General features: G+C 60.9%; 9 protein-coding genes. 3 read left to right on the top strand and 6 right to left on the bottom strand.

The annotated features are described in order from the left end of the window. Positions 1–364: 364 nt before the first annotated feature. Positions 365–1,201, bottom strand: coding sequence for a helix-turn-helix domain-containing protein (locus tag ORG26_RS21270; protein ID WP_266365418.1), 837 nt, complete (start codon positions 1,199–1,201; stop codon positions 365–367). Positions 1,202–1,429: 228 nt separating this feature from the next. Between ORG26_RS21270 and ORG26_RS21265 the strand changes: the two genes are divergently transcribed. Further along, positions 1,430–3,976 carry a sigma 54-interacting transcriptional regulator gene (locus ORG26_RS21265; protein WP_266365416.1) on the top strand — a complete coding sequence of 849 codons (2,547 nt, stop codon included), beginning with the start codon at positions 1,430–1,432 and terminating at the stop codon, positions 3,974–3,976. Positions 3,977–4,042: 66 nt separating this feature from the next. On the opposite strand, the gene ORG26_RS21260 is transcribed toward ORG26_RS21265, so the two are convergent. From ORG26_RS21260 to ORG26_RS21240, 5 genes are all read right to left on the bottom strand, one after another. After that, the gene (locus tag ORG26_RS21260) at positions 4,043–6,379 is read right to left on the bottom strand and encodes a histidine kinase dimerization/phosphoacceptor domain -containing protein (protein WP_266365414.1); all 2,337 of its coding nucleotides are present in this window, start codon (positions 6,377–6,379) and stop codon (positions 4,043–4,045) included. An 87-nt stretch (positions 6,380–6,466) separates the two neighbouring features. Continuing rightward, the gene (locus ORG26_RS21255; RefSeq protein WP_266365412.1) at positions 6,467–7,033 is read right to left on the bottom strand and encodes an antibiotic biosynthesis monooxygenase; all 567 of its coding nucleotides are present in this window, start codon (positions 7,031–7,033) and stop codon (positions 6,467–6,469) included. 115 nt (positions 7,034–7,148) lie between these two features. Next, positions 7,149–7,994: an alpha/beta hydrolase gene (locus ORG26_RS21250; RefSeq protein ID WP_266365410.1), complete on the bottom strand. Its 846-nt coding sequence runs from the start codon at positions 7,992–7,994 to the stop codon at positions 7,149–7,151. A 70-nt stretch (positions 7,995–8,064) separates the two neighbouring features. Continuing rightward, positions 8,065–9,006 carry a ring-cleaving dioxygenase gene (locus tag ORG26_RS21245; protein ID WP_266365408.1) on the bottom strand — a complete coding sequence of 314 codons (942 nt, stop codon included), beginning with the start codon at positions 9,004–9,006 and terminating at the stop codon, positions 8,065–8,067. A 124-nt stretch (positions 9,007–9,130) separates the two neighbouring features. Further along, a complete protein-coding gene (locus ORG26_RS21240; protein ID WP_266365406.1) occupies positions 9,131–9,958 on the bottom strand; it encodes an alpha/beta fold hydrolase in 828 nt (275 codons plus the stop codon). Positions 9,959–10,353: 395 nt separating this feature from the next. Between ORG26_RS21240 and ORG26_RS21235 the strand changes: the two genes are divergently transcribed. Next, positions 10,354–11,040 carry a (2Fe-2S)-binding protein gene (locus ORG26_RS21235; RefSeq protein WP_266365405.1) on the top strand — a complete coding sequence of 229 codons (687 nt, stop codon included), beginning with the start codon at positions 10,354–10,356 and terminating at the stop codon, positions 11,038–11,040. Beyond that, positions 11,037–12,038 carry an FAD binding domain-containing protein gene (locus ORG26_RS21230; RefSeq protein WP_266365403.1) on the top strand — a complete coding sequence of 334 codons (1,002 nt, stop codon included), beginning with the start codon at positions 11,037–11,039 and terminating at the stop codon, positions 12,036–12,038. The genes ORG26_RS21235 and ORG26_RS21230 overlap by 4 nt, the downstream gene beginning before the upstream one ends. Positions 12,039–12,042 lie beyond the last annotated feature (4 nt).

Genomic DNA, 12,042 nt, shown 5'->3' with positions numbered 1-12,042 from the left:
CGATAGACCTGCTTTTTTCTGTATACCCGTTCAGAACGTCTTGTAAACCGCCGCCGGGTGCCTGCGCCGGAAACCTGCGTTGACTCCGCCGCTTTTTAGCACCGCTTAAGCAGTTAGATTCTCAATAGTGTAAAAATGACACATTCCCGGATGGTGTAAAAGTGACACATTATTGAAAAAATGTCAAATGAACCCACGAGAATTTGTGAAAATTTTGCTGAAAACTTGGATAGGACCAATTCACACAAGCCCCTTACCCCTCCTGTCCGCCCGGAAGCCGCGCCAGCGGGCCGAAAGCCGCTCCGTTCGGGCATTGGTTGGGCGACTGCTACGGCCTGTGAAGCACCTGTTCGGCCGGGTCAGGTTACAGCCACACGCTCTGCCGGTAGGTGGTCGGGGTGCGTTTGTAGTGGCGCTTGAACAGCTTGTTGAGGTGGCATACGTCCGTAAAACCAAACTCGTCGGCCACCTGCGAAACGGTCAGCGAGGTCTGCCGGAGCCGCCGGGCCACGAGGTTGAGCTTGTGCCGGATGATGTAATGCTGGATGGAATCGCCGGCCTGCTCCTTGAACAGCGCGCTCAGGTGTCCGGGAGAATAATTGAATGCGTCGGCCAGGGTCTCCAGGCGCAGCCGGTGCGGCTCGCCGATATGCCGCGTGATGTAGGCAATCACCCGCCGGGTGAGGTCCACCGAATGGGTGAGCCGCGTCGACGGGGCCAGGGCCGTCCGGGTGAGCAGCCGACCGACCAGACTCAAAATGACCGTCAACAACGATTCCACGACGAAATTGTCCGTGCACGGGCGAAGACCGGGCTCCTCCGCCAGCAGCATCCCGACCAGCGCCCGCAGCTTTTCCTGATCGGCCGCGTCGGTGGCAATCGGCCCCAGACAGGGCGAGGCGCCGCCATCGAGATACCCCCACGCATGCCGGGCGGGTAAGCTGTCGACGAAGAACGGGGAAAACGAAAGACGGCAGAAGCTGGTCCGCTGCGCGATGGCGAAGCTGTACTGGTCCTGAGCGCCGAGGAAGAAAACATCACCCGAACGATACGCAAAGGGGTTTCCGTTGACGGCATGGCAGCCTTCGCCGGTCTGCACCAGAATCAGTTCGGGCCAGTCGGCCCACCGTTTCGGCGGAATCCACTGGTCCTGTTCAACCTGTTCGATGAAAAAAGGCGCTGGCGGTGAAAGGGGTTGCATGAGTAGAGAGGTTGGATGAAACAGTTCGTCACTACACCCAAACCAACACAGTGCCATGCCGCCCGGACACAACCCTTTTCAGTATAAAATGTTGATTATCAGTCACTTACTTTCCTAAAATCAAAAACATTTTCCTCCATTATGTTAGAGACTCCAAAATAGTGGAGGTGCTGGCTGGAGTCGTTTTGGAGGTTTATCTTTACGGGTCGTCAACGTTACCAAGACCTTATGTTGCCTGTCAGCGAGCCCCCGGTGCTGCCTTCCCTGCTTATTGTGGAAGACGAATTTCTGATTGCCAACGATCTGCGGCGGATGCTCACCAAGGCGGGCTACCGGGTCGAAGGCATTGCCGGGTCCGTGGCGGAAGCCAAAGAACTGCTGGGCAACCGGCAAACCGACATTGTGCTGCTGGACATTTTTCTGGACGGCCACGAAACGGGCATCGACCTGGCCCACTGGCTGAACCGGCAGGCCATCCCGTTCGTGTTTCTGTCGGCCAACCTGACCGACAGCCTCCTCGAATCGGCCAAAGTCACCCAGCCGTTCGGGTTTCTGACCAAACCGTTCCGGGAAAAAGACGTCCTCTCGACGCTGGAGATTGCCCGGTACCGCCACGCCCACAGCGAAGAAGCCCGGCTGCGCCAGCAGCAAAGCATCCAGATTGCCGTCAACAACGCGAGCATCAACCTCCAGAACCGCGAACAGTTCTGTCTGGCCATCGCGGAGCAGATCAACCGATTTGTCCCGTTCTCGTTTCTCACCTTCCGGATCAGTCTGCCCGACGACTCGTCGTTTTACTGGTTGATGCTGGAAAAAACGGGCGGCCATTCGTTCAGGCCGGTCAATCTGGCGAAACTGCTGGAGGACGAAACCGATGCCTCGCGCCTCGAACGAATGGAGCAGGAAGCGCCGGACCGGCTGGATGAACAAACCGGCGTTTTCAGCGGCGAAGCGTACGAGCAGCTTTGCGGGCGGTACATCACGGCGCGGGCCGCCCGGAATCGGTTCGGCGTCCGGTCGCTGGCCGTGTTTCCGATTCCGCTTAAGCGCAACTCCGTAACCACGATCATGCTGTCGAGTACCCTTGCCGACGGGTTTACGGACCGCGACTACCAGATTATCAGTCTCGTCTGCCCGCAGATTGCCCTGACCCTGGACAATCTGCTCGCTTACGAAGAGCTGGATACGCGGCGGCAGGTCAAGGCTATCGAACTGGCCATTGCCAATGCGTTCCGCAGTGGCGTGAGCATGACTGCCGTCCTGACGCAGGTGGCCGGGTCGGTCAACGAGCTGCTGCCCGTCGATGTTCTGGCGCTTTACCGGGCTCCCCACCGGGAGGCTCCCGCAACGGGCGCTCTCCAGATGGTGCAGAAAGTCCGGGGCCGCTTCGAGCCGCTGGAAGTGCAGTCGCTTCCGCTCTACTCCACCATCAGTCCGGCGGCCTGGGCCGACGGGCTGGCCTCGCTGCAAACCTGCCTGACCAAACCCACGCTCCACGTCGGCTTTCAGTTTTCCGATCAGGCTCCCGGCAACGTGATTGGCGAGCTTTTCCGGAAGGCGCTGGGACTGGAATCCATTCTGTACGTCCCCGTTTTCGTCAGCGAACCGCCCGCCGCCTCGCTCATTCTGGCCAGCAAAGCCCCCTACGCCTTTACGTACCGGGACCTGCACACCCTGCAGGATATCAGCGTTCAGATGGCGCTGGCCCTCGACAATGTACTTGCCTTTGAGCGGATCAACCAGCTGAGCGAGCGGCTGGAGCAGGAGAAAACCTACCTGACCGAAGAAATCAGGACCAGCCACAATTTCGGCGAAATCATCGGCCAGAGTCCGGCGATGCAGGCGCTGTTTACCAACATCCGTCAGGTAGCTCCCACCGATGCCACCGTGCTGATTCTGGGCGAAACCGGGACGGGCAAGGAACTGGTCGCCCGCGCGGTCCACACCCTTTCTCCCCGGCAGGGCCGCGCCATTGTCAAGATCAACTGCGCCGCCCTGCCCGCCCAACTGATCGAATCGGAGCTGTTTGGCCACGAACGGGGCAGTTTTACGGGAGCCACCGAAAAGCGGATCGGCAAGTTTGAACTGGCCGACGGCGGGACGCTTTTTCTGGACGAAATCGGGGAGCTGCCCCTGGAGCTTCAGGCCAAACTCCTCCGGGCCATTCAGGAAAAGGAAATCGAACGCATTGGTGGAAAGGGCCCTATCCGCATCGACGTCCGGATCATCGCCGCCACCAACCGGGATTTGCAGCGGGAAGTGACCGGGGGGCGGTTCCGGTCGGACCTTTACTACCGGCTGAACGTGTTTCCGATCCTGGTGCCGCCGCTGCGGGAACGGACGGACGACATTCAGCCGCTGGCGCTGCACTTTCTGAGACGCCTCAGTAAGAAACTGGGAAAGCCGCTGACCGGCATTGCCAACGAGGCGCTGCAGCAGATTCAGGCCTACGCCTGGCCGGGCAACATCCGGGAGCTGGAACATGTGCTGGAACGGGCGGCGATCCTGTCGCGGTCCACGACGCTGGAACTGGCCGAGCCGCTGCGGGCGATGCCTGCCTCCGGCGAACCCGCGTTGGCCGAACCGCGGAACGAGTCCGTACAACCCATTAACGATACCATGCGGGCGGCGATTCTGGCGGCCCTGGTCCAGTCGGGCGGGCGCATCCGGGGGCAGGGCGGTGCCGCCGAACTGCTGCACCTCAAACCGACAACGCTGGAAGCCCGGATGAAAAAGCTGCGCATCAGCCTCCCGCCCCGCCCGAGCGGCCACTGACCCATCGGGCGGGGTGCTGGCGCCGGTTCGACGGTTCGACGGTTCGCCGGTTCGACCGAAACGTTGCTATTTTTTTGCCGGGTTAAAATCCAGCTGTATCCCCACGCCCGACTCCTGAAAAATCCGGAGCTGGCCCCCGATCTGGCGGCTCAGGCCCTGAATCATGGTCAGACCCAGGGTACGGCTCCGGGCCGGATCGAAGCCCTCGGGCAGGCCCACGCCATCATCCCGGATCACGAGCCGGTACGTCTGTCCGGTCAGCGGCAGCAGCGTGACCCGAATTACGCCCGGCCGCCGGGTGCCGTTGGCGCAGACCGGAAAGGCGTATTTAAGCGAATTGGTGACGGTTTCGTTGATGATCAGCCCCAGCGGCGTGGCCAGATTCACATCGAGCCGGACGGGGGCCACGTCCACTTCGGCCCGGACGGCGGGCTGCACGCTGAACGTCTCCAGAAGGTAATCGACCACTTCGCCGATGTAGCCCGCCATATCTACCTTCGACAGCTGATCGGATTCGTACAGCCGCTGGTGAATCAGGGCCATCGTCTGCACCCGGCTCTGGCTTTCGCGGATGGCGGCCAGCGCCACCGGATCGTCCAGATAATCCGACTGGGAGTTCAGCAGGCTGGTGATGACCTGCAGGTTGTTTTTGACCCGGTGGTGAATTTCTTTCAGCATCCATTCCTTTTCGACGAGCAGCCCTTCTTTTTCGGCGACGATCTGTTCGAGCGACTGGTTTTTCTGGTCGATCTCCCGTTGTTTGGCTTCCAGCAGTCGGTTGCTCCGCTGTTTGAGCCGGTAGCGGTTGTAGCTGACCCCCAGCAGACCCGCCAGCAGAACGGCCCCAAACATCATGGCCGTCTGGGTGGTCCGGGCCCGTTTCAGGGCCGACTGCTGGAGTTCGCTCTGCTTGGTCAGCAGCGCAATGTTCTGCTCTTTGGTCCGCGTATCGTACTGAATCTGCAGCTGCGCCAGCTGTTTGCTTTTCGCTTCGTTGAAAAGAGAATCGTTGAGGGCTTTGTACAACTGAAAATGGCGGATGGCCGAGAGGTAACTGCCCCGCGCCGAATCGACCCGGAACAGCATCCGGTGAATATCCCGCAGCGCCGACAGGGGTTCTTTCTGGGGCAGCGTGGTCAGGGCTTTCGTCAGGTAATCCCCCGCCTCTTTGTAGCGCTGCTGTCGGAGGTAGAAGGCCCCCAGTTCCTGCCTGACGCGCAGGGACCCTTCGAAGTCGAGCCTATTTTTTTCGTACCAGTACAGGGCTTCCAGATAAGACCGCTCGGCCAGCCGGTCGTTTTTCAAGGCTTCGTAACAGTAAGCCAGGTTCTGGGCCACGCAGCCTTTCTGGATAATGGTATTCGTCGGAATGTCCTGAATCAGCTGCTGGATGAACCGGAGCGCTTCGGTGGGTCTGCGCCGGGCAATCAGGTCTTTGGCAATGATGCCGGCGGCGTGGTAGAGCGCAAAGTTCGGCAGCCGCTCCCGGTGCCAGGCGGCGTACGATTTCCGGACCCATTCCATCCGCTGCGGGTGATTCCCGGCCGCTTCGTAGACCTGCGCCAGATCCCCGTAGAAAGCGGCGGCCGAGGCCGTATCCGCGGTTTTGTGCATGCTGTCGATGCACAGCAGCGCGTACTTCAAGCCCCCGTTCAGATCGCCTTTTACGCGGCAGATGGACGACAGCAGGTTGTAAGTGTAGTGCACGTTGGGATAGCCGATGGCTTTGTACCGCTTCAGAACGGCGAGCAGTTCCGTTTCGGCCAGGGCTAGTTTTCCTTCGTAAAAATGCGTCACCGCAATGTCTTTCAGGGCATGGATTTCGTCGGCCGGTTTGTGGAGGGATTGGTAAAGGGCGGCGGCCCGGCGAAAGTGGCCGATCACCTGCGCGGAGTCCGGGGCGTAGTTTCGCAGCCAGACGGCGAACCGGACGCGCGCAATGGCTTCGCCCTCCCGGTCGCCCGAACGCTGGCAGCGCCGGATCAGGTCCGCAAACCGGGCGCGCCCGCTGGCTCTTTGGCCGCCTTCCAGATCGGCCGCGATCAGCAAACTCTCCGTCTCGTGCCGACGGGTCCGCAAGCCCAGTGAGTCGCTGAGCTGTCTGGCCCGGCGAAAGTAGGTCCGGCTGCTGTCCAGATCCGCTTTTGACTCCCCCGGTTTGTAGAGGTGAAACCGGCCCAGTTCGAGCAAAATAGCAATCCGGTGGTCGTCGGGGCGGCTTTTGGGCAACTCGGCGAGCAGGCTGTTCACCCGCGGCCGGTTGATGCTCTGCCCGCTCGCGGCCAGCCCGCACAGCAGCCCCGCAACCAGCAGGGCCGTCCGTCCGAAAGCGAAAAAAAGCATCCGCAGGGCGGGCCGTCTGGCCGGACCCGGCTGCCTGGTGTTGGGGTTTATGGGGCGCATCCGGCAATCAGAACAGGTGAGCAGGCCTGCCAATCAGGACATGACCCCACAAATATACGCCGATCCCGGCCAGGGTGCATCCGTCCGTCAGGATTCATACAGCCAGCGGGCCACCAGCCGCACGTACCGCGGCATAATCACAAACGTCATCAGGCCAACCAGAAGCAGACTGGTGACGAACGCCCGGACCAGCGGAACGGCCAGAAAAGGCAGAACGGTCAGAACCGGGCCGAGGAGCTTCGGAATCAGCATCGACAGGGGAAAAATGGCGGACAGGGTGATCAGAAACTGTTTATAAGCCGGAACGACCGGATGGCTGGGGGGCGTAAACCAGAATTCGAGCCCGGTCCGGATGTCGATCCGTTCGTCTTCGTTCAGCAGCGGCCGCACCTCGTCAAGGAGTCGTTTGCGCATGTCGGAGGCCAGCCAGTCGCGCAGGGAGGCTTCCGACTCAAAATGCAGCACAATGGTGTATTCGTCGCTCCGGCCGTGCGGTCGGATGACATTTACGCCCCGGTGCCCCGGTGCCGTCTGGGCCAGCGGAATGATTCTGCTTAACCAGTCTTCGTAAGCCCGGACGTTCTGCCGGTAAGGCCGCTGCACGATGATGGTCGTCACGGCACTGTTGGAATTGATCGAAATACCCGTTGCCATTGGATTGCGCCTCCTGGGCCCCTGTCTGGAGTTATGTCCGGAAACAAAACGTGTAGCCTGCACCCGCCGGGTCCGGAGGCCCATCCGTTCGGCACCGGACTCGGCGGGCAGTTTTTCAGGGGTTTACCCGGTGATTTAGCCAGTTGAGAATGTCGCCCATGACCCGTTCCCGGTCTGTATCGTTCAGCAAATCGTGATAATGGCCTTCGTACAGTTTCAGCGTTTTGTCGGCCGACGAAGCCTGTTCATAAAAATACCGGCTGCCGCTCGGTTTCGTGGCTTTGTCGGCCGTACCGTGCAGAATGAGCAGGGGCAGTTGGATGGCCGCCATTTCGGCCTTCAGTCGTTCGTCGGCAAGCGCCAGCTGCTGCACGGTTTTGGTAGGCTGCACTTCATCGGCGATCAGCGGGTCCTGATTCATGAAATTCACCACGGCCGGATCGCGGGAGAAATCTTCGTTTTTCAGCCGCAGCACGTGTGCGTGCGGAAAGAGGTGACTCAGCCCTTTCAACACCGCCACGGCAAAATCGGGGGCCGGAACCTGAAAAGCGAAACTTTCGCAAACAAACCCACTGAGCTTGTCCTGGTGCTCCAGCGCATAAACCGCCGACAAAACACCTCCCGCGCTATGGCCCAGCAGGAAGGTTGGCAGACCCGGATGGGCCGCCTGGGCCAGGTCCACCAGCTTGTCAAGCGCCTTCACAAACTGCCCGTAGTCGGCAATGTAATACCGTTCTCCGTCCGAGTTTCCCCGGCCCGGAAAGTCGATTCCGTACACTTCGTACTCCTGAGCCGTCAGCTGTTCGGCCGCCCATTGAAAATAGCCGCTATGCGAGTTGAATCCGTGCGCGAGAATCACAAGGGCGCGGGGCGCATGGGCGGCCTGCCAGTTTTTGTAGGACACCTTCAGCCCTTGTTCCGAAACGAACGAATGGGTCTGGGGTTGCGTAAGGGTCTGCATGGGATGTGTATGGGTTGGGTTCAACATTCAAACGAATTCCCTGATAGGCACCCGGTGGCCGTCCGCCCGGTCAGCGGACCCGCAGCACCGGCAGCGCCTTTTCGATTCGGTCCCGGGAGGCCGTGTACTGTTTAGGCAGTTTGAGGTGGGTGCCCAGTTCGGCCAGCGGCTCATCGACCGTGAAGCCCGGATGGTCGGTGGCGATCTCGAACAAAACGCCCCCCGGTTCGCGGAAGTAGAGCGAAAAAAAGTAGTCGCGGTCAATCTGGGGCGTGATCTGCAGCCCACGGGACAGGATTTTTTCCCGGAATTCCATCTGCACCCGGTCGTCGGCAACCCGGAAGGCGACGTGGTGATTGGTTCCGGCGGCGTTGCGGCCCAGCTGCCGGTCCGGCTCTTCGAGCAGGTCAACGATGGCGGCTTCGGCCACGCTGTCGGTTCGGAATCGGTAGCGGTTGCCCTCCTGCCCCTGGAGCCGATACCCGAAAATATCGGTCAGAATCGTCGCCGTAGCGTCTATTTTCTGCAATGTCAGCGTAATGCCGTGAAACCCGCGGGTGGCGATGTCCTGCCCGACCGCGCTGGTTACCCAGGCGCTCCGGCTGTCGGGCTGTTGCGGGACGATCAGGGTCAGGGCCAGCCCGTCGGGGTCCGTAAAAGGCAAGTACCGTTCCCCGAAGCGTTCGGCCGGTTCGCCCGTCGAGACGCCCGCCGCCCGGAACCGCTCGGCCCAGTTTTCGAGGCTGTCGGCCGGAACCGAATAGCCTATTTCGGTCGCCATGCCGACCCCGTTGCGGCCGGGGCCGATTCCTTCCCAGGGGAAGAACGTCAGGATGGTTCCGGGCGACCCCTGCTCGTTGCCATAGTAAAAATGGTAGGTCGTGGGGTCGTCGAAATTAACCGTCTTCTTGACCATGCGCAGCCCCAGAACCTGCGTGTAGAAATCGTAGTTACGCTGGGCGTTGTTGGCGATGGCCGTGATGTGGTGAAGGCCCAAAATGGAATCGTTCATGGGAAAAGAATGGAATTTGACCCGGAGTTTCGGTGGATGCCCGCATCCGGTGAATCCGCCGCGCGCCCGCCGAAACCCCCGGGTCAGCCTGGGAAATGTGTCCGTTTACGTTCCGGAAAGAGCCTTACGATTCCGACTGCACAAAGGCCAGCAGGTCGGCGTTGATCGTGGCGGCCTCCGTGGTTGGCATGCCGTGCGGAAAACCTGGGTACGTAATCAGACGGCCCTTCTGCAGGAGCTTTATGGCTTTGTGGGCGGTCGTCTGGATCGGCACGATCTGATCATCTTCGCCGTGCAGGACCAGAACCGGCACGTCGATGCTTTTGAGGTCTTCCGTAAAATCCGTTTCCGAAAACGCCTTGATACCGTAATAATGGGCATTGATGCCTCCCATCATTCCCTGACGCCACCAGTTGTCCCGAACGCCCTGCAGAGGCGTGGCGTCCGACCGGTTGTAGCCATAAAAAGGCAGGGTAAACTCGTGGAAATACTGCGGCCGCCGGGTCGCCGTGTTTTCCCGAATCTCATCGAACACCGCCATCGGCACCCCGTCGGGATTGGCCTCGGTTTGCACCATCAAAGGCGTGACGGCACTGATGAGCACCGCTTTGGCGACCCGCCCCTTTCCGTGTCTGGCCACGTACCGGGCCACGACCCCGCCGCCCGTGGAGTGGCCGATGTGAATGGCGTCTTTCAGGTTCAGAAACTCGACCAGTTCGGCGGCATCGGCGGCATAGGTGTCGATGTCGTGTCCGGAGGCCGATTGGGTGGACCGTCCGTGGCCCCGCCGGTCGTGGGCCACGACCCGATACCCGTGCGTCAGAAAAAACATCAGCTGGGCGTCCCAGTCATCGGAGGACAACGGCCATCCGTGGTGGAACACGACGGGCTGACCCGTTCCCCAGTCCTTGTAAAAAATTTCCGTACCGTCCTTTACTTTCAGCGTAGGCATGGTCTTTACCAGTTAGTGGTTGGTGAATTGCGAGAGGAGTAAAACGCTTCGATTGACGGAAACAAAGTTGGCAGGAGGCGATTTAGGAACCGCGGTATGATTCCCGGGAAATGCGGTACTTTCTGCGGTTCTTCCGTCCGGGCCGGGCAACGGAAGCCGCCCGAAGCCCGCCGGGGCCTCTTCTTCAAGCCGGACGACCCGGAGTCAACCACCGGGAAACCCGGACGCGTACCGGAATAACCCCGCTTTCCGGAAAATTGACCCGACGGACCAAACGTTTACGGCATCCCCCGAGTTTAGAGCTTATTGTCCGGGTTTTTGTACCCAACCGACCTGCCGTTTTCCAGAAACAGTGACGAACGGGTAAGCCCGACTTACCCCTAAAGCAGAGGCGAATGAAACGTAGAAAGTCCGGCACCCGGCAGGAGATTACGTCCGAAACCCGACGGGATTTTTTGAAACAATCGTCGCTGCTGACGGCCCTTGTCCTGACGCCCGCCCCCTTTGATGGAGCGGCAGCTTCGGGCGAAGATTCGGCAACCGCCCACCCGCCGCAGACGGTCACCCTGACCATCAATGGCCGGTCGCATTCGCAGCCGATCGAACCGCGGGTAACGCTGCTGGATCTGCTGCGCGAACAACTGGACCTGACGGGGACCAAGAAAGGCTGCGATTACGGGCAGTGCGGCGCCTGTACGGTTCATGTCAACGGCCAGCGCGTTCTGGCCTGCCTCACCCTGGCGGTGATGGCAAACGGCAAAGACATCCGGACGATTGAAGGACTTACCCGCGAAGGGGCCACCCCGGCAGGGGCTACCCCGGCTGGGGCCGACCCGGCCGCCACTGATCCGGCCGCGCGTCTGCATCCCGTCCAGGCCGCTTTCCTCGAACACGACGGTTTTCAGTGCGGGTACTGTACGCCCGGTCAGATCATGTCGGCGGTGGGCTGTCTTCGGGAAGGGCACGCCAACTCCAAAGCCGAAATAAGCGAATACATGAGCGGGAACATCTGCCGGTGCGGCGCCTACGCCAACATCGTGGAGGCCATTTGGGCGGTTAAACAGGGAGGGCAACGGGTATGATCAACTTCCAGTACGTACAGCCGACCACGCCCCAGGCCGCTATCGAAGCCCTGACGGCCACCCCAACGGCGCAGTTTATCGCGGGGGGCACCAACCTTGTCGATCTGATGAAACGCGAGGTGATGAACCCCGAAAAGCTGGTGGACCTCAACGCCCTGCCCTACCGGGCCATCGAAAAAGCCGGGTCCGGCCTCCGGATCGGCGCTCTGGCCCTGAACAGCGCCGTTGCCGACCATCCTCTCATCCGGCAATACCAGCCTCTGCTTTCGCAGGCCCTCAATGCCGGGGCCTCGGCGCAAATCCGCAACATGGCGACCGTCGGGGGCAACATGATGCAGCGCACCCGGTGCTATTATTTCTACGATCCGGCCATGCCCTGCAACAAGCGCGAACCCGGCTCGGGCTGCGGGGCCCTGAACGGCTTCAACCGCATTCACGCCATCTTCGGCACCCGCGATGGGCAGTCCGGTTCGCCGTCCTGCATCGCCGTGCATCCCAGCGACATGTGCGTAGCCCTGACGGCCCTTGACGCCACGGTTCAGGTGACCGGCCCGAAGGGAGACCGGACCATTCCGTTCCCCGACTTTCACCGCCTGCCGGGAAGCACTCCCCAGCGGGATACGAACCTGGAACGGGGCGAACTCATTGTGGCGGTGCAGATTCCGGAGAACCGGTTTGCCCGGAACGTGCATTACCTGAAAGTCCGCGACCGGAACTCCTACGCCTTTGCCCTGGTGTCGGTCGCCGCGGCCCTCGACCTCGACGGCCAAACCATTCGGGCGGCCCGGCTGGCGATGGGTGGAGTCGCCCACAAACCCTGGCGCCTGCTGGCAGCCGAACAGGCGCTCCAGGGCAAAACGGCCTCCGAAGCCACCTTTCAACAGGCCGCTGCGGTTGCCATGCGGGAGGCGAAGGCGTATGAGCACAATGCGTTCAAACTCAAAATGGCACCCGCGGCGATGGTTGAAGCCCTGAAGGTAGCGGCCGGTTTAGCTTAAGATA

The organism is Tellurirhabdus rosea, from assembly GCF_026278345.1.
Classification (GTDB): domain Bacteria; phylum Bacteroidota; class Bacteroidia; order Cytophagales; family Spirosomataceae; genus Tellurirhabdus; species Tellurirhabdus rosea.
Note: the sequence above shows the minus strand (reverse complement) of the source record. Positions and strands in the feature narration are given on the sequence as shown.